26 protein-coding genes and 2 pseudogenes are annotated in these 23666 nt (G+C 55.9%); 3 read left to right on the plus strand and 25 right to left on the minus strand.

The window, feature by feature from the left end:
• Nucleotides 1–18 precede the first annotated feature (18 nt).
• From M0412_RS10530 to M0412_RS10545, 4 genes and pseudogenes are all read right to left on the minus strand, one after another.
• The gene (locus M0412_RS10530) at nt 19–471 is read right to left on the minus strand and encodes a hypothetical protein (protein WP_142841037.1); all 453 of its coding nucleotides are present in this window, start codon (nt 469–471) and stop codon (nt 19–21) included.
• Nucleotides 472–489: 18 nt separating this feature from the next.
• Nucleotides 490–2409 (minus strand): ShlB/FhaC/HecB family hemolysin secretion/activation protein, encoded by a 1920-nt coding sequence (locus M0412_RS10535; protein WP_142841036.1) that lies wholly within the window; start codon nt 2407–2409, stop codon nt 490–492.
• A gap of 463 nt (nt 2410–2872) precedes the next feature.
• A complete protein-coding gene (locus tag M0412_RS10540; protein WP_309568459.1) occupies nt 2873–3451 on the minus strand; it encodes a site-specific integrase in 579 nt (192 codons plus the stop codon).
• Nucleotides 3452–3562: 111 nt separating this feature from the next.
• Nucleotides 3563–4085, minus strand: a pseudogene (locus tag M0412_RS10545) (tyrosine-type recombinase/integrase); the annotation flags it as partial.
• 390 nt (nt 4086–4475) lie between these two features.
• Between M0412_RS10545 and M0412_RS10550 the strand changes: the two are divergent.
• Complete coding sequence (locus M0412_RS10550) at nt 4476–4715, plus strand: hypothetical protein (protein ID WP_207590303.1); 240 nt, start codon at nt 4476–4478, stop codon at nt 4713–4715.
• 191 nt (nt 4716–4906) lie between these two features.
• A pseudogene (locus tag M0412_RS10555) lies at nt 4907–5072 on the plus strand (dehydrogenase); the annotation flags it as partial.
• A 59-nt stretch (nt 5073–5131) separates the two neighbouring features.
• Here M0412_RS10555 and M0412_RS10560 read toward each other — a convergent pair.
• From M0412_RS10560 to M0412_RS10600, 9 genes are all read right to left on the minus strand, one after another.
• Complete coding sequence (locus M0412_RS10560) at nt 5132–5710, minus strand: methyltransferase domain-containing protein (protein ID WP_142841035.1); 579 nt, start codon at nt 5708–5710, stop codon at nt 5132–5134.
• 13 nt (nt 5711–5723) lie between these two features.
• Nucleotides 5724–7823 carry a glycosyltransferase family 9 protein gene (locus M0412_RS10565; RefSeq protein ID WP_269698777.1) on the minus strand — a complete coding sequence of 700 codons (2100 nt, stop codon included), beginning with the start codon at nt 7821–7823 and terminating at the stop codon, nt 5724–5726.
• A gap of 279 nt (nt 7824–8102) precedes the next feature.
• The gene (locus tag M0412_RS10570; protein WP_142841304.1) at nt 8103–8426 is read right to left on the minus strand and encodes a phage holin family protein; all 324 of its coding nucleotides are present in this window, start codon (nt 8424–8426) and stop codon (nt 8103–8105) included.
• A gap of 1 nt (nt 8427) precedes the next feature.
• Entirely contained in the window at nt 8428–8667 is a 240-nt protein-coding gene (locus tag M0412_RS10575) for a hypothetical protein (RefSeq protein ID WP_269698779.1), read from the minus strand.
• Nucleotides 8552–8791 carry a hypothetical protein gene (locus M0412_RS10580; protein WP_269698780.1) on the minus strand — a complete coding sequence of 80 codons (240 nt, stop codon included), beginning with the start codon at nt 8789–8791 and terminating at the stop codon, nt 8552–8554. Before M0412_RS10580 ends, M0412_RS10575 begins: the two co-directional genes overlap by 116 nt.
• Nucleotides 8791–9720, minus strand: coding sequence for a glycoside hydrolase family protein (locus M0412_RS10585; protein WP_269698781.1), 930 nt, complete (start codon nt 9718–9720; stop codon nt 8791–8793). The genes M0412_RS10580 and M0412_RS10585 overlap by 1 nt, the downstream gene beginning before the upstream one ends.
• 44 nt (nt 9721–9764) lie before the next feature.
• Nucleotides 9765–10925 carry a phage late control D family protein gene (locus M0412_RS10590; RefSeq protein WP_269698782.1) on the minus strand — a complete coding sequence of 387 codons (1161 nt, stop codon included), beginning with the start codon at nt 10923–10925 and terminating at the stop codon, nt 9765–9767.
• A gap of 2 nt (nt 10926–10927) precedes the next feature.
• A complete protein-coding gene (locus M0412_RS10595; protein ID WP_112951118.1) occupies nt 10928–11140 on the minus strand; it encodes a tail protein X in 213 nt (70 codons plus the stop codon).
• A 4-nt stretch (nt 11141–11144) separates the two neighbouring features.
• Nucleotides 11145–11591, minus strand: coding sequence for a phage tail protein (locus tag M0412_RS10600; protein ID WP_269698783.1), 447 nt, complete (start codon nt 11589–11591; stop codon nt 11145–11147).
• A gap of 80 nt (nt 11592–11671) precedes the next feature.
• On the opposite strand from M0412_RS10600, the gene M0412_RS10605 reads away from it, so the two are divergent.
• Nucleotides 11672–12472 carry a DUF4339 domain-containing protein gene (locus M0412_RS10605; RefSeq protein ID WP_269698784.1) on the plus strand — a complete coding sequence of 267 codons (801 nt, stop codon included), beginning with the start codon at nt 11672–11674 and terminating at the stop codon, nt 12470–12472.
• Here the strand turns inward: M0412_RS10605 and M0412_RS10610 are convergent.
• From M0412_RS10610 to M0412_RS10665, 12 genes are all read right to left on the minus strand, one after another.
• Nucleotides 12469–14619, minus strand: a complete 2151-nt coding sequence (locus M0412_RS10610) for a phage tail tape measure protein (protein ID WP_269698785.1) — start codon at nt 14617–14619, stop codon at nt 12469–12471. The genes M0412_RS10605 and M0412_RS10610 overlap by 4 nt on opposite strands.
• A 124-nt stretch (nt 14620–14743) precedes the next feature.
• On the minus strand, nt 14744–15013 hold the full coding sequence (locus M0412_RS10615; protein WP_269698787.1) for a phage tail assembly protein: 270 nt from the start codon (nt 15011–15013) through the stop codon (nt 14744–14746).
• Between the two features lie 75 nt (nt 15014–15088).
• Nucleotides 15089–15601 carry a phage major tail tube protein gene (locus M0412_RS10620; protein WP_269698788.1) on the minus strand — a complete coding sequence of 171 codons (513 nt, stop codon included), beginning with the start codon at nt 15599–15601 and terminating at the stop codon, nt 15089–15091.
• An 11-nt stretch (nt 15602–15612) separates the two neighbouring features.
• A complete protein-coding gene (locus M0412_RS10625; RefSeq protein WP_269698790.1) occupies nt 15613–17076 on the minus strand; it encodes a phage tail sheath subtilisin-like domain-containing protein in 1464 nt (487 codons plus the stop codon).
• Between the two features lie 110 nt (nt 17077–17186).
• The gene (locus tag M0412_RS10630; RefSeq protein ID WP_269698792.1) at nt 17187–17618 is read right to left on the minus strand and encodes a hypothetical protein; all 432 of its coding nucleotides are present in this window, start codon (nt 17616–17618) and stop codon (nt 17187–17189) included.
• 2 nt (nt 17619–17620) lie between these two features.
• On the minus strand, nt 17621–19003 hold the full coding sequence (locus M0412_RS10635) for a hypothetical protein (protein WP_269698794.1): 1383 nt from the start codon (nt 19001–19003) through the stop codon (nt 17621–17623).
• 61 nt (nt 19004–19064) lie between these two features.
• Complete coding sequence (locus tag M0412_RS10640; protein ID WP_269698796.1) at nt 19065–19238, minus strand: hypothetical protein; 174 nt, start codon at nt 19236–19238, stop codon at nt 19065–19067.
• Between the two features lie 8 nt (nt 19239–19246).
• Nucleotides 19247–21511: a hypothetical protein gene (locus tag M0412_RS10645; RefSeq protein ID WP_269698798.1), complete on the minus strand. Its 2265-nt coding sequence runs from the start codon at nt 21509–21511 to the stop codon at nt 19247–19249.
• 12 nt (nt 21512–21523) lie between these two features.
• Nucleotides 21524–22189 (minus strand): phage tail protein I, encoded by a 666-nt coding sequence (locus M0412_RS10650; RefSeq protein WP_269698799.1) that lies wholly within the window; start codon nt 22187–22189, stop codon nt 21524–21526.
• Nucleotides 22186–23133 carry a baseplate J/gp47 family protein gene (locus M0412_RS10655; protein WP_269698801.1) on the minus strand — a complete coding sequence of 316 codons (948 nt, stop codon included), beginning with the start codon at nt 23131–23133 and terminating at the stop codon, nt 22186–22188. The genes M0412_RS10650 and M0412_RS10655 overlap by 4 nt, the downstream gene beginning before the upstream one ends.
• Nucleotides 23134–23135: 2 nt before the next feature.
• Entirely contained in the window at nt 23136–23513 is a 378-nt protein-coding gene (locus M0412_RS10660) for a GPW/gp25 family protein (RefSeq protein WP_112161072.1), read from the minus strand.
• Nucleotides 23464–23661, minus strand: coding sequence for a hypothetical protein (locus M0412_RS10665; protein WP_035256191.1), 198 nt, complete (start codon nt 23659–23661; stop codon nt 23464–23466). Before M0412_RS10665 ends, M0412_RS10660 begins: the two co-directional genes overlap by 50 nt.
• Nucleotides 23662–23666: the final 5 nt, after the last annotated feature.

Genomic DNA, 23666 nt, shown 5'->3' on the forward strand with positions numbered 1-23666 from the left:
GCAGACGGAAGTTTGGGCTTAGCGGTCTTTTCTGCTCGTGTCGGCCGGCGATGGCTTGCTGTCGAGTTTCTTGTAGACATCTGCCAGCTTCGACGGTGGGGCCGGGCATTTTTTGCTTCTGGCAATCTCGCCAAGAACCTGATTGCGGTTACGCAATGCGTCGATTTCCAGTTTTTCCGGCGATTTCGGATCCATGAAGAAAAGGGCGGGCCAAAACAGAAGAACACCGGTCGCGCCAAGGACCACGTTCTTACCCTGCGCATCGGATCGTTCTTTCACCGTCGCCAGCACCTGGCGCTCATTGGCCTCGAATTCGCGCTTTATGCCGGCGCAATCGAAAGCGCTGTCGGCCGGGTTGGTCGAGGAGACCGGATTTGCCGCCCGACCACCGCAACCGGAAACGACAATGGCCGTTGCCACCAGCGCGGATACGAAAGGTAATTTGGAGGTGTAAAAAGAAGATCTGATCATAATATTCTCTTTTGAAGCCTACCAGCGTGCCGTTACGCTAGCGAAAATGAGATTTCCGCGTCCGCCACTCACGCTGCTGGAAAATGCCTGGGAGTAGCCGAAATCGGCACTGATGTTGCCGCCCACGAGTTTCGCGCCAACGGTCCAGCTTGCGAGGTGGCCGTCGGAGATATCGAAGCGATCCTGTGAAAACACGCGGCCGTAATCGAGACCGAGGTATGGGCGTAATTCGCCCAGAACGGGCGCCAGACTTGTACCCTCCCATGGCATTGTCCGCCACGTCAGTTCGTTACGGCTGAAAAACCCGTTGTTGCCGAATATGACACTTTCCCTCAGGCCGCGTACGTTGCTGGAGCCACCAAGTCCGATCTGTTCTGCGCCAAACATGTTGTCGGGCGAATATTGGGCATTGAGGAGCGTCGCTAACTCGAACCGCTGGCCAGCGGCCTCGAACGGCCGCGTCGCGCTGACGGTCGTGTTTAATTTCAAGAACCGAGGATCGGCGGTGCCGGCTCCCGGCTCTCCTGCCTCCACGGCGTCGAAGAGATCAAGACCCTTATCAAGGGCAAAATCGAGAGCGATGACGCCACCCAGTATTCTTTGCGAACGCGAGAGGCCCAGAGTGCCTATCGTGTATCGGCGACTTCCAACCTCAATTCGATTGCCGAGAAGGAAGTTGTCGGTCTGCTTGTAGCTGAGACCGCCTCTGAGGGTCGTGATGGAATCCTTGTCGCGCAGAATGACGCGGTCTATGCCAAATCCAACCTGACCTGAATTGCCCGAGGTTTCGATCGGTCCAAAATTGCCGGGAATGGTGCTCTCGTATTCGTACCAGGACCCATTCGTTGAAAAAGTCCAGTAGCCATAAGGTACGCTTGTATTGAGCGAATAGCTGTTGCTGTGCCCGCGACCATCATCGTCCCAAGGATAGTCCGGGCCGCTCCGACCGTAGGAGAAACCCAACTGATCATTGATGCCCAGCAGGTCGTCGAAGCCGAACGAAACATTGGTCTGGGAGTAACCGGTACTCTCTTGACCGAGGTTGTTGTTGGAAATGCTCGCGTACCAGCGCTTGCCCGGCTTGTTCTCGACATTCAGGATGGACGTTCCATCGTCCTTACCCGGCAACATCGAGGTTTTCGCGTCGTTCGATGACAGGCGGTTGATCTGGTCTAGCCCCTGTTCAATATCGCGAATATTGGCGACCTCACCCTTCACGCCGGGAAAAGCCGTAGCGAATGAACCGTTCCGCCCGGCCGGTTGACCGTTGAGGTAGATATCCGAGATCATGCCTTCGACCACCACCAGCCGCAGCACCCCTGTTCCGGCAATATCCTGTGGGGGAACATAGGCACGTGACGTCACGAACCCCTTGTCCAGATAGAGGTCGGTGATGGCCTTGAGCAGGGCGGTAATATCCGCAACACCGATGCATCTATTGTCGTAACGCCGCGTCACTTTTCCGAGATCAATGGCAGACAGCCTTGTCGCGTCTTCGATATCTACACGTGAGATATCGAAGCATGGACCAGCGGACTTCGCGTCGCCTCGTGGTGTCCGGTCCGCACGGCCAATGACGCTATCAGGCGTGACCTGTTTCAGGTTTTCCAGCCGCTGCAGCTGCTGTTGCTGATCCTGTCGCCGGGAAAAATCATCGGCGGGCGACTGTGCAGTTGCAGGCTCCGACACGAGCAGGCTTGCAAAAAGCGAAATGGCAAAGGTCCGCTTGAAACTGTTAGGCGCGTTCCCCGAATTCCCGAAGGCGTTCCGCTCTACCCGCACAGTGACCGGGGACTTGGCGGCAACTCGAACCGCCGAGACAATTGCGAGACAAAAATCCGGAAGGAGTGACGGTCGGCAAGCAGAAATGTGAGCAGCAACGGGCATGTTTAGGAGGCCTGCATTGGAGATGAAGTTTGTCGCGGCAATGCCGCCCATGCTTCACTCTGCAGCTGTCCTTGCTGTCGATCCCCTACCGGGTAAATAGATCAGTTCATCTGACCCAAGAAGCGTTAAAGTAGTATTTTTTATTGCGAGATGATCGTCGCAAGTCATTTGCTTAAAGAAACGATGACACCAAGAAACTCACATAATAATCAATTCTACCAACACTATGGCAGGAATATCATTTTTCATCTGTGAGTTTTAAGCGCGATCAGCCAATTTCAAGCCCTTCGGCTCCTCGAGTCAAACAACAACCAGAAGTTACCGCAATGCGCCTCTCTCTGCAAGACACAGATGAAGACCAAAGTTAAGAGGAAACTAAAAATGCCTCTGGCATTGGGCCGAGTCAGGCAATGCAAGCTCTCATTCTTGCCCGCGGATTCCGAAGATCGTCCGTGACCGCATACGAAGCTGTCGGAGTCTCCCGGTTGCCAAAAATCGCTCGACCTTAAAGTTTTTAGTCAGCAGTCTCAGCCAAGCTTCGGTTTTGGACACGCTCTTCATCCAGCAAGTCCGCCCACCACTGCATCATCTTCACTCGCTCGCCCCAATATGTGGCCCGATTGTAGATACGTCTAACGGCCCGCGTATCGAGATGCGCAAGCTGAGCTTCGATAGCATCGATGCTGAACTCTCCAGACTCGTTCAATATGCTGCTGGAGGAAGAACGAAAGCCGTGGGCGGTATGCTGGGCCTCTGTTACACCCATGCGCCGCAAAGCGGAGTTCATGGAGTTTTCGGATAGAATCTTCTTGCCGGACATCATTGAAGGGAAGACATAGGGCTTATCGCCAAACAGCTCTTTCATCTCCGTGAGAACTTCCACTGCTTGTGTCGAAAGCGGCACATGATGCTCTCTGCGCATTTTGGTTTTCTCTGCGGGTATGGTCCAAACTAACTTATCAAAATCTAACTCCGTCCACTCCATCGAGCGCGTCTCACCGGGACGGGCAAAACACAAGGCTTGGATTTTCAAGGCAGCCACCAACGAGGGCCAACCCTCGTAGCCATAAATGGCACGCATCAAGCCGCCCATCTCAGCCTTCGTCGTTAAGGCGGCGTGGTTGACCGGCACATGGCGTTGGAGAGCCCCACGTAGTGCCGACGTCGGGTCATTCTCGGCCCTCGCTGTCGCGATGGCGTAGCGAAACACGCGACCAATGGCAGCGCGAGTAGCCAGAGCGCTCCACACGGCCGCTCTTTTCAATGCTGATCAGCACGGCAAGAACGTCACGCGCCGTGATCTGAGTAACCGGGTAAGGCCCCAGCTTTTCGGCAAGGTCTTTCAACATCCATTTGTTTTTGGTGATTGTGGGCTCTGCGCGCTTGTCGCGTTTCAGCTTTTCAATGAACTCATCCGCAATGACGCCGAAGGTGTTTCCGGCAGCGGCCTTGGCAGCAAGCTGATCACGCTTCTTCGCCAGCGACGGGTCTAGGCCCTCAGAGAGCTTCTTCTTCGCCTCGTCGCGCAATCGACGGGCGTCCGCCAGCCCCACCGTCGGGTACTGCCCAATCGTCAGTGTTTTTCGCTTTCCGAAAAAATCGTAATCGAAGCGCCAAGACTTGCCGCCGGCAACCGATATGTAAAGATAAAGCCCCTTCTCATCAGACAGCTTGCGCGGTTTGCTGTCGGCTTTAGCGTTCTTAACCTGAATGTCTGTCAGTGCCATTTTACGGTATCGGCTTCCTACCACGATGACGAGTACCGTGATTTTTACCGACAAAATTGCTGGATGTCACTGCATACTGTTGCACGACCTTACGCGCGCGCGAGGCAAAAACGCTGAAAAATCAGCGCTTGGTGGACGTCGTTGATCTTGTTGGAAAGGTGGCTGGAGCGGGTGAAGGGAATCGAACCCTCGTATTCAGCTTGGGAAGCTCGATCTATCTCTATCATTTCAATATGTTATGGGTAAAACTCGTATCTTCGCGTCGAAATTCTCTCAATGTTTTCAATACGGCTGTAAAACTTTACCGGCCCGACAACATGGGGGAGCTACTCCATATTGACTCTCTTCGTAAATGAGAACATTTATAGAACAAACGAGAGAGCAAGAGACATGTCTGACGCGGAAAAGATCATTGTAGTGCAGTTCAAAAAGGGGCGCGGCGGCATCGTGCCGGGCGATATGAGGCCCGCCACCAGCGCAGCATCCGCCGAAAAAATGGCGAGCGCCATGGCACCCCGGCACATAGGCGTTGCGGCATACTCGGTCACCGTGGACGAGGAAAGCGGCAGCATGGCAAATCCACGCTTGCTGGTCTCGCACGGGCAGATCGCCGACTTAATGCCAGACTGATTGACCGGCGGCAGGATGGAGTCGAACCATCTCATGTTTCCACCCGGAAATTGTTTCTTTGTTTCCACCGGGGATTTGTGTCAGCGCGCCAACCGGACGCCTGCCTGCCTGAGCAGTGCACTAGCACGAACTCAATGATTTTGGAATGACAAGACTGGATGGTTACCGCTCTGAAACAGGAGTTTGGAAACGTGCGCCCCAACGCAATCAAACAACCAGACGATATCGCGGCCTATGTTATCCAATGCCATGACGGCGACGCTTTTGCCGCCGTGGAACGAAATCTACCATCTGCAAAATCAGCTATCCATCGCCATCGCAGCCATGGGCCGGGGATATACATGCGGATGGGCTCCACCCCCGTCCGGTGAGAGTTTAGCCCTTGGACTATTTACAAGCGAGTCACCTTCATGGAACTATTCCGGTTTGCGACACTCGATAGCCACGCTCTCTATCCGAGCTATATCGTCGCCGATCCATTTTCCGTGGCTATCTACACCAGAGAAGACGCTGTTCCCGTAAACCCCTGTATCAAAGTATTCTAGATTCACGAAACCAACTGTCGACAGTACGTTAAATAGCTCATGTTTTGAGTATATGTGGCGATGCCCATGCCCGTAAAACATCTTATTAAACGCATCATAAATCGTAGACGAATCGTCATCTACAAATTTCTTAAACCACTCAACATAACGCGTTGCTACAGGCCCATCCGGATAGAAAATTAGCTTAGCCATATTCTCTAGGCACGGCGTTACGATCCTACAGCTCCCCCCTGGCTTCAAAACGCGAAAGGCTTCAGACAGCATGAAGTGACCTTCTGACTTCTGGACATGCTCGATCGCGTGCTCCGAGAAAACGGCGTCAAAAGACTCATCTTCGAAAGGGAATTTTTTGGTAAAGTCCAAAAACATCACAGCGTCATCACCAATCTCTACATCGGTGTTGGTCCAGCCTGTGAGGATATTTAACCCAGAACCTAAGTGCAGTTTCATGCTATACCTTCTATCAACGATATTTCTTATTCAGGTCGTGCTGGAACATCTGCTTCAACTCCCGCCAACGGGCTTCCCAGCCGTTGGCTTTTTGAGACCACAAATGCGCTTTTTGTTGACCGTCGATAAGCAGGCAAAGCCGTTCCTTTGTCAAATCATCCTTGATCAAGTGAACAAACTTCTGCATTCGTTTCGTCTGGGGTATTTGGGTAGCGATGACTTCGAGGCCCGCATTCAGATAATGGTACGCCTTGTCAGGATTAATATGCTTTGTCATCGTATTAGAGACATATGGCAGCAGTCCAACGTGGTAATTCCTAAGTATGGCAGGAAGTTCATCGTTGTCATATTCTCCGTGATAACTAATATAGGATGACGACTCGATAAGTTCCTTCAGTAGCTGCGAGATTTTCTCGTTCTCTTGGTGCACTCTACCGAAAATATCGATCTTGATCCCGTTCAAAGCCATTCGCTTCAAGAGATGAAAATCTACGCGTTCATCAATTGAGCCGATGTATACTATTGGTTGACTGATATCAGCGGGTTCTCCCTTATCCAACCTATCAAGATGCGAAGCGTTTGTAAGCCATCGCGACTTCCGCGGATAAAGAAATTTAATTCCGCAGTCCAGCAACAACTTTCTATCACAAACTCGTCGCCACAAGTAATCAAGCTTAGCGCGCATAATTAAGTCGCGACCTCTAGAGCCGTAACGGAAGTAGTCAAAAACGTCATAGTACACGACGTTTCGCGAAAGTAGCTGCTTTAGCGGTCGAACGAATCTCTTGACCTCCATAGGCGTCCCCAAACCGACGAACACTATTGTTGGTTTATCTCCGAGAAGTCGCACGACCCTACGCGCGACATCGGGACCCAACAAATAGCCCTGAACTTCGTCGATAATATTTTCGTTCAATGTGAGCACGAAATTTTCGCTGCATTGAATATGTAATATATTTGCTCCATCCTTTAGAGCGCTTCTAGCAATATACTTTCGAAAATCCTGCTTGTACGGCTTGTTGTCAATTATTATAAAGTTTATTGACGCCTCATTGTTTAATTTAATGTCTTCTTTGATCACGCAGAATCGGTGGTCAAGCATTTTTTTTACCGATGTCCATACGTCCATCATTGAAATCGTAGATGCGTTTCCAAATATCATCGCAGGAACAACGATACAATTATTACCCCGCGCACCATGTGACTCAATAAAGGTCGCTCCCGAAAATAAACACAAGGTGGGGACATCTAAGCATGCTGCAATGTGTGTTGTTCCAGTGTCATTTCCTACAAACAAATCTAGATCCCGGACAGTTGATATATATTGTCCAATTGAGAGGTTGCCGACCAAATTTATTACGCGATCACTACGCAATCGCTTTTCAATAGTCTCGCCTTCCGATAGCTGTGATGGAGAGCCAAAAACTACTATTGTTGCGTCATACTCAAGAATGAGTCGCTCAGCAAAACTTAAAAAGTTTCTGATGGGCCAATTTTTCGCGACGTCCCCTGATCCGCAGTTAATGCCGACGATAGGGCCACGCCCCATCCTCAACAACGGAGCTGGGACTTCCTTAGAAGCAACTCTTTCAAGGATCGAATACAAGTTATGCATCTCAGTCTGCTTGGCTATCACAGCAGATATTAGAAGCTCTTGTAGTGTCGAGTGGTGCACCCTCTCGCCTCGCCCGAAACTGTATGCGCCGGAAGGAAGTGCAAGGTCCATGTGATGTGACACGCCGTCCGCTGCGAATCCAGCCCTATAACTAGCACCAACTAAGTCTAGTATAAATCTAGTATCAGGCGCATCCCGGAGGTCTATGGCGACGTCAAAACCCTTGAGACCAAGTCTCTTAAAAGAGAAATTGTCAAAATCACCTCGCTCTGCCCATTTCCCGGATTGTTCCGGAAAAAAACGAAAACCGTGCACGACGTCGAATAGTCCAGTTGCCTTAGCGATTGCGACATTCCAAGGACCACACAGCATGGTAATCTCTGCTGCAGGATAGGTATCGCGCACTTTCTTGAAGGCAGATAAGCCTAGAACAAAATCTCCGATATGGTCCAATTTTATCAACAGGATTTTTTTTGGCATTACTACGAGATCGCGCACGATCATAGTTCCTTTTGAGTGACACACAATTTTAATTGCATCTTCTGGGCGCACTAATATTCAAGGTCAACTCTCGGCGGAGGTCAATTCCTGGCTGCGGACAACGTTTTGCAAACTAGCGGCAAAATCGCAACAACTGATTGCAATCATGAGAACCGTGATCTACGTTTTATGCAATTAGTGTTGGCCGACATTCAGTTCTTTGGAGTTGCTTAGCGGGCGGAACTGAAGCGACATTCAGGCTAACCAAGGCGGTTTCGATAAGATCTGCACGATTGGTCAACCGGCCATGCGGCGGTCAAACCATTTATGGAAGAGCGCTTCGACACCACGCGGCCCGAGATAGGCCAAAAGCGCAATCAACCCGGTTGATGCAGGTTGACCAAGATCGGCGTAGGCGGCGGCGCTTTCGCCGATGACCGCCATGCCGAGCGCGACCGGCAGTTCCCAAAACAGTTCGACGCCGAAGAATTTGCGGCGACCTTTCCTCGCCTCATTACCGTGCCACATGAAGCGGCCAAGCAGGGAGGCGATGATAGTGGTGAATGCACCACCAACCCACGCATTCATCAGTTCGATGAAAGAGGTGTACTTTTCCGGCATGTCAGCGACCTTTTCCATGACGGGCGCATTCGTCCCGGTTCCAAACGTCGCCACCACAAAGGCCCGCAACCGTCCGGTCAATTTTCCGTTGATCTTCCTGCGTTGCGCCCCGCGCGCCGATCAAGTCAATTCCGACCACCCGGCGCAGGCCCGATACATCGCCCGGCCCCGAAATCCCACACCCCGCCAGCGCAATCGTCAAAACGATGACGAGCGCTGTCCGCCCGATCCCCTGCCGCATTATTCTGCCTTTCAGTTTTGATGACCGCGCGATAGGTCGCATTCCGGTCGATGAAGAGGATGCCCGCGCCGATGAGAGACACCGCCGCCAGCCCGAGCAAAAGGAAAAGTCCGATTTTCGTCATCAAACCGCGACCTCGCGACCCAGCAAACTATTGACCCGCCGAGAGATGACATCGCGCTTGCGGTAGGCGATGACGCCAAGGACGACCGCCGCAGTAAGCAACGCGATCCACCCCCAGGGCAAACCGAGCGACCATGCAGCAAAGCCGGAACCAAAGAGCGAGCCTGCGCCGCCCTGCACCGCTTCTTTCGTAGCCACCGCGTCACGACGCAACTGCGACAAGGTGGCGGGACCAATGATGCCATCGGCAACAAGGTGCGGGTGCGCAGACTGATATGCCTTGACTGCGGCAGCAGTCTTTTCCCCCATCCAGCCGTCGATAGCGCCGGGATTAAAGCCTTTCGACGAGAGGATAGCCTGTGCTTCCTTAACCACCGGATCGGGCTGCTTCGGTGCAGTCTCTTGGGCGGAGCGCGGCACGCCTTCACCGACGCCAGTGTAGATTCCCTTTTCGAACAAAAGGGCTTCTTCCTTGCGCCTGCGAACGAGGCCGGGCAGCTTCTTGCCCCCAGCCGTATTGTAGTGGGTGGCGAGATAGTCCGCCGCCTGCTTTTGCTTTCCGGCGCGCCAAAATTTCGCCCACTGCCAATCCATGGCGCCAGTGCCGAGATTGAATATCGCGGACACCGCCGCATCCATTTCGTGCTGCTTGCGCGCATCCGGCGACTTGGCGACCACAGCAGGCTCGAATTCATCCCGAAGCACCGCCGCGAAGATGGCTTCCGATTGGCTGGACGTGAGTTTCGTTTTACCCGGCACCAATTTTGTAATGCCAATCTTTTCCAGCTCACGCCGAACAGACCGGCTCCGCATTGTGAAGCCCCGCCCGATAGTGGGGATGCGGACCGGATCAAGATAGCAGGTAAGGGGGTTTCCTTCGTGAGCGTCCATAAAGGCACGCCCACGCGGTGACGTTGTCACAACGGACATGGATATCTCCTAAAGATTTTATGGAAGAGTGGTAGGGCCGCGCCCTAGTTTTCGTCTGTCCGTCCGAAGCGGCGCGGCGTCAGGAATGAGGAAGGCGTGGCCGGGGTGCCGGGCGCACTGTTGGGCGCAACCTTGCCGGTTGCTTTCGAGGCGTCCGGGGTGGTGTTGGAGCCGCCGCTTTCCGTGCCGGCCGATTTTTCGGTTGCGGATTTGCCATCGTAGAGCCTGCCCGAAACCGCCACTTCAAGAGCGCCGGTTTTCGTGTAGGACGTTTTAGCCGTCTTGATGATGTAAGGCACGCCGTCAACGCCGGGCCGAACATTGGCAAACAGCAGAGGCAAGCCTGCATCAATGCCCGCATCGCCGATCACGGTGACAGACACCGAGCCTTCGCCGCGCTGCAATTCCTTAGCCTTTGCCTGCGCCGCCTTATCGGCTTCGGCGGGCGATGCATAGGGTTCCGGCAAACGATAAACGCTATCTCCGTCCGCATCCGCATCCGCGTCGATTTCCACGCGCTCCGCCTTATCGGAATCCTGATAGTACGCCACGACCTTGCTGTATTTCGTGCGGTCGTTAATCTCGACTTTCAGGCTACCGACCTTGATTTTCTCAGGCGTCAGGATGATCGAGCCGAGCGGAGCGCCGGATGCAGAAAGACCGGAGCCAAGCCGGGTGAAAATCAATCGCCTTTGCTTGACCGCGAAGAGGCCGTTATGCCGCTCCGCCAGCCGCCGCAGGAAATTGATGTTGCTTTCGTCCTGTTGCGCCAGCCAGTCATATTCAAAGTCCGCAAGGTCATCATCAACGGCAGGGGTTAACCCGCTTTCGCTGGCGATCTGAGACAGGATGTCGCCGAGCTTCGATTTATCCCATGACCTTTCCTGCCGCTCTTTCAGCTTTCCGCTGCGAAGGTCCGCAGCCTTGCCGGAAATCGACATTTTATAAGGCAGGCAATCTACATTGACTTTGTCTGCGGTGAAGACACCTTTCGGCACGAGATCATCACCGAAGCCCATCTTGACCGAGATGATTGCACCCTTACGCGGGATCGCCAGAAAGTTCGGTGGGCCGTCATTCAGTTCAATGTCCACCGTGTCGGATTTCATACCCTCTTCGTCAGTGACGGTGAGGGAAAGCAAACGCTCATAGAAATGGCCTGCCACCGGCACGCCGTCGATACTAACTTCCACGCGCGGTTTCATGGTCAGTCCCAAAGGCTGGTCAACGGCTTGGCCGTACTGGTAGAAGGAATGTCCGGCATGGTGATTTTTGTGCCGAGCGGGAGTACGGGACCGAGCGCAGCAAGACCCGGATTGGCATCTATGACGGCTTCGACAACTTTGGCTGTGCGCCCATAGAAGGCGAGGCAGGCGAGATCAACGGTCTCGCCCTGCCGCGTGGTGTAAACTGTTGCCATATGGTCACCGGAAAAGTTCGGACAGGAAGGATGCAGCCCGATCCACCAACCCGCCCGCAGTTGGCAGCGTGCCGAAGCTAGAGCGTTTAAGCATGATGGAATAGGCGTTACGTCCCGCCTCGCCCTTCCGATTGATGTATGACTTGTCTTCTTCGACACTCTGCACGGTAAAAACACCGCGTATGTCACCCTGCGCCGCATCTCCAGTCACAAGCATCATTTCGGTTCCGGCCAAGGCTGCGGCAATGATGCCGTCAAGCTGCGTTTGTCCGCCGAATTCTTCGGGGAAAAGAACGCCTGAGATTGTCACTTCGTCGGAAGTGGGGCCGGTCCATTGCTGCTGGTTGAGGGTTTGACCGACCGGCATTTCCACCCAAGGCGTGTTCACCTTGCGTTTGACACCCTGATAGCCAAAGCCTAGCGCCTCGAAGGCGAAATCCCCGAGCATCATTGATGTGTAACCAGACATAAAGACTCCGCGTGAAAATAAGTGTACCCGTTAAACGGGAGTTCAGGGGGAAGGGGTTTTCCGTGTGGCACTACAATTCGAACGGCAAACGAAACGGCCCGGTAGACGGAGCCACGATCATTGACCTTCACAAACGAGGCGAGATTTCAGACGACACGTTGCTTTGGAATCAACAACTCGGGAATCAATGGGCAAGATTCGACACGATTGCAGAGTTCAAGAGTTCAAACGGGAGCGAGCCGCCCCCGCTCCCTGCATCTGCTATCGGCGACCAATGGGCATTTTTGCTGGCGCTGACACCTTTGCTGGTAACTATCGTCGATGCGCTCATTCTCGACACCACAGGAAAGTCTATGGGCGGCGGCGTTGCGATAATTTCCTTTGTTCTTTATGTGCTTTTCGTCACGCTCGACGGTCGTGTAATTGAGCTTGGCGGAAGAAAAAGACAGACGGGAATACTTGGCCCGTGGATTTTACTGACGCCAATCGCGTACAACCTAGTGCGGGATAGGCGACTTAAAAAATCCTACACATTGACTATTGCCTCTGTCGCCTCATTGGCGGCGACAATAGCGATCAGCAGCGGCTGGGTCGGATCAGACATCTATTTGGGCGCTGGAATTCCGGCCTGCGACTCCCGGACATCGACTGCGCAAGTGAAAGAAATATTCCCACGACTCCCGATGAACTTTAGCAAGATGAATGCACTCGCCGTCAACGAAGTAAAGGAGACGGCGAATGAGAATGCGAAGCGGACGTGTACCGCAAAAGTTCTGGCAGATAATGGCGAGACGTATGGCGTCACCTTCACAATAGAAGAGAGAGATGGGCAGTTCCTCTATTTCCTAATGCCGTCCGTCTAGTCGCTAAATAGCCCTTCCGTGCCTGCCGCGATCTGGTTGCCGAGATCAGTAGCCGCAGCCGCCACGGCTTCCTTGGAATCGGCAACACCCGTTATTGTCGCGGTGGCGTACACCGTGACATTCGGTGGCTGCGGGTTCACCACCCGGACATCTTGAGTAGCTGTCGGCCTAGTCATTTCCGAGAGAGACGCTGCATCAATCCTCACAGACTTAATACCCAGATCATCAGCGGTCTTGCCGGGGAGATTGTCGGTGCTTCCACCGAAGCCGTTAGCCCTTGCCGTCCTCGCCGCGTCCAGCGCAAACTGACTTGAGACAGATGGCGGCGCTGGATCGCTTGGAATAGATGAAAAAAACTTGCCGATGCTGTGAAGAGCATCCTCAACGCCGGGCAACCATGCCTTCCCTTGGCTGTATGGCGTATCGCCCGTATAGGCAGCTTTTCCTAGTTCGTATGCGCCAGCACCAGCCCCACCGTAAATGCCCATGCGGGCAAGGCCCAAGAGAATTGAGGACCATCCACCGGCAGCACCGCCAGCGGCGGCGGCGGTTGCTGCGGTTGCCGCCCCGGTTCCGGCAGCAGCAGCGGGGGTACTTCCGCCGACAATCGCAGCGATGCCCCCGGCGACTTTGAGCGCCCCGATCAGGGTGCTTGCACCAGACAAGACGAACAACGCCGCCGCGAGCTTGCGAATGGTGCCAGCCAACATGGAGATACCCATGCCCCATGCAAAAAGCTGGAAGCCGTAACCGGACATTTCCGCGAAAAACTTGGCGATAGGGTTATCCTTTATCGCTTCGTTCAATTCGCGGATGGAAGCGCCCCATTCCTTCGCCCGCATGAAGATTGCTCCAATGCGGTCGGCGGCGTTCGGATCAACAGGCCCAAGCAACAGGTCACCGAGATCGTTCATGAATTCCTTCATGCCGCCGGTATACCCGAAGCCCTGCGCAAACCCCTTCGTGAAATTCGTGATCTGGTCGAAGATGGTCACGCGGTTGCCGAGCGTGTCCAGCACCTCGCCAATGCCCTGCGCGCCCTCGCGGATGGTCGGCAACATGCTGTCACCGATTTCCGAAAAGACATTGGAAATCTTGTTCCCAAGCAGGTCCAGAACGTTTTGCGTGGTGCTAGCGCGCTGGATGTACTCATTGAATGCCGAGCCTGCGTATTTCGTGCGGTCGGCCACGCTGTCTAACGCTTGATCCAGCAGCTTGATATTGCCGACCAGCGGCATGAAGGCGCGCGCTTCGTCGCCGAAGAATTCGGACAGCAACGAAACCTGCTTATCCTTCGGCGCTTTCGCAATCGCCGTCAGCACCTTGCGCATGGTGCCTTTCGCGTCTTTCTGCATATCCTTGGCGATGGACGGCAAATGAAGCCCGAGCGCCTTGGCGGCATCCCGCTGCGACTTCTTGGCAAACTCGCCTTTCGTCAGCGCGCGGATGACGTTCAGCATGGCGGTTCCCGCCGTGCTGGCATCCGAACCGGCGGAGATCATGGCGCTACCCATGGCCGCAAGTTCTTCTTTCGCGAAGCCGCCCATTTCACCAAAGGAGCCGACCCGCAACATAAATTCGGTCACATCCTTGGCCTTGGACGCCATGTTGTTCGACAGATGGTTGATGGCATCGGCCATGTCGCCCGTTTCGGCGACCGTCAAACCAAGCTGCGTTTTCAGCTTGGCGAGGCTTTCGCCTGCCTCACCTGCACCGAGATCGAAGGCGATGCCGACGCGTGCCGCCATTTCCGCGAAGCTTTGCAAGTCTTCGGTCGCAATACCGCTTTCACCTGCGGCGGCGAACAGTGCGGCAATGTCATTTGCGGCCAGCGGGATTTCGCCGGACATGCGCCGGATGCTGCGGCGCATGTTTTCAAACTGTTCGTCGTTGGCTTCGACCACCTTTTTCACGTCTGCAAATGCTGACTCGAAACTGATGGCCGCGCCTGCGGTCGCTTCCAGACCGCGCGTGACCCCGAAATAACCAGCGCCGAGCGCGACCGCCTGTCCAATTAAACCGCGCATCGGTGCAATGGCCGAAGCGGATTGCGCCCGCAGGCCATCCAGCGCCCGGCCAATATGCCTCGCGGTGGCCGTCGCATCATCGATCAGCGATATGCGGAGGCTGCTTTGCTGGACACCCATGGTCACTCTCTCATGATTTTTCGGAATTCCTTGGCAGTCTCGAAGTAAGCCAGGAGTTTACGGGGCGGCCACCGCTCAATCACGTTGAGCGGTGTGTGTGTGGTGTTGGCGACGTAAACGGCGACTATGCGCCAGTCGTGGTCTTCTGGTCGTTTCCCAAAAGCGGCTTTGTCTTAGTGACAATAGCCTTGAAATCGCTGCCCTTGATCTTCTTGAAGGCAGGCAATGGGACCTCAGAAATCAGGGCCAGCAGCGTGACCAGTCGGGCAATGTCCGAAGTGACTTCGTCGGCCACAATGAGATCACCGACCTCCGGTTCGCGGAAGGTCAGTTCGGTATAGGTCTTGCCCTCAAGCTCGACCGGCTTGGCGAGCGTTACAGAAATTGCGTCCATGGTATCACCTGAAAAAATGGCCCGCAGAAAGCGGGCCGGATTGAAAGGATTTGGGGGAGAAAGGAACGCCAGCCGTTACAGCAGCAAGGCGTTGCGGATATCGCCGAACTGCGAGACGCCACCGACTTTGAAATCAAAATCGTCCATCTCGTAAATTTGCTCGCCGTCGATTTCGAGCTTGTAATAGTTCACGTCGACTCCGTAGTCGTTTTCGGAAAGCTCGCCAGCCTTCCACGTCCCTGCATCCGGCTTGAAGACCCTGCCGCGAATGGTCATCACCGCGCTATGCGTGGTGCCGTCCTCGTCCACCAGCGCGCCGGTAATCATGAAGGGCGTTTCTTCGCCGATCTTGATGCCGTGCAGCTTCAAAACCTGCGGGTCCATGCCCGGCATCTTGAAGCTGAATTCCAGAGCGTTGTAACCGAGATGGACCTTGCGGGCCTTGATCATCCCGGCGTTGCGCACGTCCTCGCGGACGGCTTCGGGAACCGGCGGTGTGATATCGCCGATCTGCCCGAGCTTGCTTTGACGATCCGCCCACAGCATGCAGTTTCGCAGGATGTAGGCGGGGAGAGTTTTTTGCGCCATGTGAAAGCTCCTTACGCGGCGACCGAGAGCGCGCCGATTTCGATTGCCCCGTTCACCTCGTCAATCAGCAACTGATAGCGGACGATGTTGCGGTGGGTTGTGATGTGGATTTGCTCCATGAGGCCAACCGGCTCGAATTCGACCCCAAGCAGGGTCTTGCCGTTGACCATCAAGGTCGGATCGTTCTGGTCGGACAGCCAGACGCTACCGCCAAGGATATCTTCGTTCTTCGCGAAGACACGCATTGCGGCGTTTCCGTCTTCGATGAGCATCTTGAAATTGCCCTTCGTGGTCTTGCGATCCACGTAGAGGAAATACAGGTCTTCAAGAGACTCGTTGATCATGTCGGCGGTGGCGCGAACGCTGTCGAACTGCCACAGCGGATCATCAATCGCGAGACGGCTACCCCACGTCCTGAAACCGCCGCGCTCATTGATGATCGTGGCGACCTGATTTTCGTTCAGGTAGTTGCTGTCATCAGGATAGGAGATCGTCCGCGCTACACCGTCGATGGTGCGGATGATCTTGTTCGATACCGACCCGGAGAAGCCTTCCGCCGATGCCACAACACGGGCGCGGACGCCAGCGAAGACAGCCGCAACAGGCTTCGTGACCGGCACGCCGTTGACGTTCTTGATCACCTTCGGATCGATGATGAGGATGCGCCCGCCATTGACCGTCTGGCGGAAGCGCACGGCTTCGGCGTCGGTCGTGTTCGGACCCGAGATATAGGCACGCGCGCGGATTTTCGGGGTGATGGCATTCAGCGCCGAAACGAAGGGGTTCGCCACGTCGCCGACATTGGCGGTGGCGGTCGGCAGCACCTTGCCAGCATCCGCCCCGCCGCCCGTGAAGGTCAGGACAGGCGGTTCCGACATTTTCTTGCCGGGCGTGACGACCTTGACCGAAACAACCTTGTCGGCGTCGGCCCCGGTCCCCATCACGGCTTCCAGCGTCGGCAACGTCTTGCCGGGATCATTGCCGCCGCCCGTCGCCGTAACGACCGGCGCTTCGGTCAGGTTATCGCCCTGCGAAGTCAGCGCCACCGAAACCACGCCGTCCTCAATCCACGCGCCGGTATCTCCGGCAGTGATGATGACACGCGGCTGATAGCCGGTCAGTGCCTTGGCGCGGAGTGCGGCATAAAGGCCGGTCCGGGCCACGGGATCACCGATGAGATTGTTTTGCAGCGTGGCCGCGTCGGCGCTGTCGGGGACACGGTTGACGATGCACCAAGAGCCGCCTTCATTGAAGACCGTGGTAATGTCTTCCAGCAGCGTTCCCGCCGCGCCGAGCGCCGCCGCCGCCGTCAACGACCGCACGATGGTCGGATAATTGAGAGGAAAGGCGGCAGGGTCCGCGTCCGGCGCGATGCCGTTGACGAAGGTAATACCGCTGCGGGTCACGCGTGCGATTGCCGGGGAGTCGGCGCTTTCGACAAGCTTGACGCCATGATGATAGGACAGGTCAACCATTCGGCTGGTCTCCGTTGAAGGTTCCAAATTTTTGAAGGAGGTTTCCGGCTCAAACCCGGAGATGAGGAAGCGCCCCGCCAGATCGGGCGAGGCGGATTATCAGGAGAGCATCAGGCGTAGTTTGCGAGCGCCCATACCCAGAGGTCGTCAAGCTGCGATTGCGTGATGTTTTCAACTTCGGCCATCTGGTTCAAGAGCGGATCAGTGCGCCGATAGTTCTGAGCATCCTCGAAATAAACAATCGCCTGCTGCTTCTCGACACCTTCGGGCATGGCGTCGATATGGGCTTTCACGCCCGCTTTGGTGACGCCGATTTCAGCGGCGGCAAGCCAGAAGCCAAGGCGCGGGATCGGCGGGATATCAGGAGCAGGTGCAACGTATGCTTCTGGCACGTTGCCCGCCGCCAGCCAATCATCCCGCATCCGGCGCAAATGGGTATCGGCAGGGATAGAGAGATCATCTGCCCACGAAGTTCCGTCGCCCATAACAATCAGAATGGACGTAAACGGCGGTGGAGAAGTCCGTCGAATAGAAGTAATCATTCTCAAATCCTCGCGTCAGCGACCCATAGGTTGTTGGCTTGGAAGGTGTCCTGCCTTCCGCTGATGGTCGCCGCAAGGGCGTCTACAGCACCGAAGCCGGTAAACCCTGCACTCACGGCCACAACGGGGACGGCGCGCATTCTCGTGCCCAGATCAAGATAGCAAGTCTTGGTCCTCGTATCAGATGCCGTTGATGTGATGCTGTCGGGAATTGCGACCCTGTTGATGGTCGAGCGGAAATAGTAGCGCAAGCAAGCCCGCCAGACGTCGCCAATGTTGGGAAGTTCCCATTCCGGCAATTGCCCTCCGGCGTAAAGGCCGATGTCAGCCACCTCTACTACATTCCCTACCGTTGCCATGAACGGGGTAAGGGAAGCCGTGGCAACGAAATTTCCGTTGCCCCACTCGTTTTCTTGGGCCGTAAGGAAGCTGCTGCCGCTGGAAAGCGTTATTCTAACGGATATTCCAGAAGCACTGCTGTCCTTCACCCACGTGCCAGTTTTGCACCCCGGAACTACCGCGGTTATCAGCTTATCCTTGTTCGCCTCTGCCGCCGTCACCGTGAACATTTTTACGTAGGATCGGGTGAGGCTAGTGTTGGTGAACGAAAGACCGTAATTTCCCTGAGGAAGCTTCACAACGCCGCGCCATACGAACGGCACAGCGTCAGCCGTTCCGAATTTGAGGTCGGCAACGTCGATACCCTCAATCGGAAATACGACTCCGTAATAGTCTCCCGTGCCATAAGCGGCATCGGAAGTAAGAACGGTTGCTCTGAACCGATACGGCGAACCGCCGGGGGTATCAGATGCGACTTGCCCCGCCCTGAGAACGCCGCCACCCGTCGAATTTACATGGACGCCGTCCATGACGTATTGAGCGGTGCCGACATCGACAGTTGCGCCAAGAGCCCTATCTTGGCAAACTTGGAACGCCGGGTTTAGTTGGCGATTTCGCCGACTGGCTTTCGTTTCAAATGCCGCCTTTTGCGCATCACTGATGGGCTTGTCTTTGTCTGCCGTGTTATCGGCATTGCCCAGACCGACATCAGCCTTCGCCAAGACCACATCACCCGACAGTTCCTTGTCGTTCACCTTGCGCGTGCTAGGCACCTTTCCGGCAAGTCCGTCGGAAAGAGCTTGTGCCGTCGCGTAGTAGGCAGGCTCACGCCCTCCAAATTTGAGAGTGTCGGGAGCCTTGCCGCCTATTATGATCTGGTCAATCTGCTCCTGCGCGAGCGTGATGGATTGCTGCAGATTGGCAATCTGCGGCGCGACGTTGACCTGAATGTAATCAAGCGACGCCTGAATCCCTTGGGCTTTCAGGCTTTCGAATGATGCTTCCAGTTCCTCGCGAGCTTCAAGCCGAGCGTGAAGGTCGGCCATCGTGGCATTCCACAATGGCCGATCTATGAGAGTCTTCGGCCAAGATGGAAGCTGATAGGCGTTAGACCTCTCTGGCATAGTCAAGCACCTCGTCACCTTCCTGCGCAATGATCCCTGCCACCAGCGATCCGCTCATGTTGATTATGTTCAAGGGGTAGAAGGTGAAACGCCCCCACTTCACGATGCGCGAAAGCTTCACATCGTAGGATTTTTCCGTGTCGATCTTGAAAGCCATGGGAACCTCTAAAGCGCAGCAATGAACGCGTCCTGCACGAAGGGCACTGACACGACATTATTGGTGGTGGCCGCAGGGCGCATACGAGCGGCAGTCGCCGACGCCCCGAGCATGTAGGTTGAAAGATAGGTCCGGCGCGCAGGCATCTGCGGGTCAACCGTGATTTCAGTGGTGCTAGGATTGACCACGGTGTTGCCGACCATGATAGCGGGCGTGAACGTGTGGCGGTCAGGATCGAAGGAATCCAGCGTGTATTGCGTCTGAATGCTGGTTGTCGCAAACCCGAACGGAAAGCTTTTACTCACCGCCCGCATGCTGTTGCGGTTGCGGGCAACGCGGGAAATCGCTTTCTGGTCAAGCTGGATCATGGGCTGCAAGTCAGCAGTACCCATCATGACCATGCGCAATTCCACCGATGCAGGAAGGCCGACAAGCGGGTTTGCTGCCGGGTCACCGTCATCCAGTTCCGTCCAGACGGTCGAGCCGGATGGCCGAATTTCCCAACCGAGAGAACAACCACCCGGAACCCAACCGGCGAACAGCATGTCGATCTGCGTCATACCGTCCGCGAGGTTCAAAGCCTGCATCGGAATAACCGTGCGCGGGCTGCGGTAGCGGGCAGCATTCAGCCGAAAGCAGATATCCGTTTCCGTCGAACCCTGTGCAAATGCACCGTCAGTTGTCAGGAACTGCGTTCCGCCGGTGTATTTGTTGGACCCGGAAATGTGCAGCGCATGCGCTCCTGTCGTCACAGTGACGAAAGCGTACCGCTTTCCGCTTTCAAGGAGCGTAATCGGAAGAACCACTTTGTTCCAGCCAACTACGAGATCAGCATGGTTCAATTTACCCTGCGCAAGCACCGCATCAAAACGCGGCATGCCGCCAGTGGTGGTCTCAACGATAAACACGTGCACATCACCGTCAGCGCCGACGCGGGCAAACGACAAGTCAAGACTGGTCACCTGCATCGGCTGCGCAACGAGGAACGATTGACCGTATATGGAACCGTTCACACCCACATCTTCGGTCACATACTGCCAATATGGTTCACTGTAGATTTCATAGCGAACCTGCCTAACACCATAGGTTTGGTGGCCCGGTCCGTAATTTGCACCGACATAGACCACCTCGAAAGTCTCGCCACCGACGTTCAGCATTTGGCCCACCCTGGAATCGCCTCCAAGGCCGGACCAACCCGCCGCGTTCTCGCAAGCGCCCATCGTTGGGCCGTACGTGATGCGGACGCGGGACGCTTCCTTGCGGACAAGCGTGGTTTCGGTGTGCACCAACTGCGAGATATTTAGCGTCGCATCCAGCGAAGTGTTTGCGATACGCGTCACCTCATCAAAGGCAGGCACCATGCGGCGACCACGAAACGCAATCTTCGGGTCGTCTTCCGCCTGCACCTCAAGCCGGGCCTGCGCTTCGGCGGCGAAGCCGAAGCGGACGCCCTCTTCAATCCGCGCTAACCAGTCTACGTGCGTCATGTCCCAACGGTCGGGGATAAGGCCGTCATCGAACACATAGGCGCGCGCCTCGTCCGGCAGATCGACTTTCAGCCGGGCCGCACCGATATCGCGCTGCATTTGGCGAATAATGATCGGACGGGGAATTTCGGTGAGCTTGCCTTGAATATTGACGATCTGCGTTTCAATCGTCTCGGTCCGCATGAAAAGACCGTCAAGATCGACTTCCAGCGCAGTCACGCGGCCTTCGACTTCGTAAAGGGTTTTCACACGGTCGCTGTTGCCGGGTTCGATGGTATCGACCCCGGAAGAGGTCAGCAGCACGAAGGCAATGCAAGCATCTGTAGAGGCCACCACCGGCTTGACCGGAACCGGGTTCGCATCGCCCGGCTGGACGATGAGTTCCACAACCCGGCGGATTGTCTTGGGCGTGGTGCGGTTGACGATCACGCTGGTTTCGGGATCATCGGATGTTTCAAACGGGCGGGTTGCCGTGTCCGTCACCTCCTTACCGCGCAGAAGGATGGCAACCCAACGCTGGTCGGAAGCTGCCGCCGGGATGTAAATCTGGAGGTTCAAATCGTTCGGCGCTTCCTGCGCATAAACGATTTCCCCGGCGACATAGCGGCCCGCCGAAACCGTAATTTCCTGCGCCGACTTACGCGCAACGGTAAATGCGGCCCAATGGGCAGGATAGCCGATAGCATCCAGCCAAAGACCATCCGTCGCGGCCTGCGCCTGCAAACCGATGGCTTCGAAGTCCGCGTGATCGGCGATTTCAGCTTCTGCAAAGGAAGTGCGCTGCATGTGTCGTTACCCTCAATCCAGCCGCTTGCGGTCCATGTAACCGCCGATGGCATGGCTTCCGTCGATGAAAATGTTGTCGTTAAAGGTGATGCCGCGCCGCCATGCGAAGGAAACCGAATAGAGCGTTTCCGGCGTCTTGGCGGTCGTCATGGCGCGCTTGGCGCGGCGGATGGGTTCAGGGTCGATGGCCGTCATCGCCGCCCGCCCGAAGGCGCTGCGGCCAATCTGAAAGCGGTTCTTCGGCGCTGTCAGCGTGACGCGGACGAGGTAATGCGCAACATAGGGCTGATGCGCTATTGGCGTTCGGCCAATCACCGCCCGCCCGAAGGTGAAGCGGTTCGGATGAGCGATACGGTCCACAATTTCCGCATCAACAAACGCAAGGTAGCGTTTCAGCCCGGCAAGCGTGCCTTTCAGCGCACCCAAGGGAGACGCAGGATAGAGGGTCGAAACCCCGGCGCACTGCGCAATCATTTCCCGTTTGCGCTCTTCGGTCCAATCATCAAACCAGAGATCGACCGAATGATGCACGGCCAGCCACGGCAGAAACCGTGCGGGCGTTTGGTAGGGGTCCATCAGAACCGCGTAAGGTATCGGCAGATCATCCGACATACCGGCGGCAAGCGCCTTTTCGAATGGCTCCGCCGATGACGGCAGCAACACACCTACGTCGTTCATGCCCGCACCTCGACAGCGATGTTAAGGCTGGTCATGACAGGCACCTTGTAGGCGTCGGGCTGGATGACGACCGGCGCGAGGTCGCGCACCCGGATAACGCCTTCACCGAAGGCCGCACCCGAAAACAAGGCTTCGGGAATTTCGCCACCGATCAGGATGCGGGCGGTCGCCGCTGCGGTGACACGCTTTTCCGCTTCCTGTCGGACGATATCGGCAGACGGCCCGACCGCCGGAATTTCGAGGACAAGCGAGACCCCATATTCCGTCCGCCCGGCGGCCATGACAGAGATAGCCACAGCTTCCGGCGCACGGTTCGGGTTCGTTACCGACGCCCGGACTGTATCCAGCTCCAAGGAAGTCGGAAGCCTGCCCATCGGGCCGATGACAACAACATCCGTGTCGCCGCGACGGCCATGGACCGCCCGGCCATTCACCCGCGCATCCCAAAGCCCAAGGGCCTTGTCAGCAGATTGTGGCCAAGCCGTCCACGCATCATAAAGGTAGCGACCGGCAGAACCGGCGGACGGCAGATCGTAGGACAGCAGATAACGACGCAACAGTGCGTCATCGCCTTCCATGATCGCCGCCGCATTTGCGGTTGCAGGAACCACGGTCAGGCGGACTATGTTGCGGTTTGCGGCGATGGCATCCAGATTGGACCCCTTCGCATATGCCGCCAGAAGCGACCGGAAAGTGTCATTGACGTTCTGGCGGTCCAGAAGGCGCAGGTATGACCAAGCTTCACCGACGACGCCCGCCGGGTCCGTTTCGAGATCCTGCACGTCATATTCCGGTAGCGACGGATTGACCGCCCGCAGCGTGTTCCAGAACGCGAGGAAGCGGACCTTGAATTCGCTGTAAAGCGTTTCGAAATCCAGCGGGCTAATCGCATCAGGCAACGGCAGGCGCGAAACATCAATCGTCGTCGGTGCGTAAATCGCCATGGTCACTTGCCCGGATAAATGACGCGGACGCTGGCGCTCTCCGCAATGGAGTAATCGCCGCGATGGCCGCGAGGATAATAGGTGCCGAAGATATCGAGCGCGATGACGCCACCGGCATCCGCTTGGGTCACGCGCCCGGCAGTCATTCGGAAGCGCGGTTCCCATTCGAGGATTGCCGTTGCGGCGGCTGAGTAGAGCGCAAGCACGTTTCGCCGCGTCATCTTGCCGTCGATAAAATCAGGGACATTGCTGCCGAAGGTCCGGCGCATGACGCGCGAACCTTTCGGCGTTCTCAGAATTTTGCGGATTGATTGCTCCGTATGCGGCCAATCATTCAGCGGTGCGCCGGTCTGGCCGTTTACGCCGGTTGAGCTTGCCATGGGCGCTATCCTCTTTTTCAGGGAGAACGACATTGCCGAAGGGCGGCGCAAGCTCGCGGGCTTCGTCGTCGGTCAGGGGGATGATTTCGCCAGCCGACCGCCAGCGCCCGGCGATTTCGCAGCCGGTTCGAACCTTGTAGTTTTTCATGGGGT

The sequence above is a fragment of the Agrobacterium sp. O3.4 genome (genome assembly GCF_041414895.1).
Taxonomy (GTDB): Bacteria; Pseudomonadota; Alphaproteobacteria; order Rhizobiales; family Rhizobiaceae; genus Agrobacterium; species Agrobacterium cucumeris.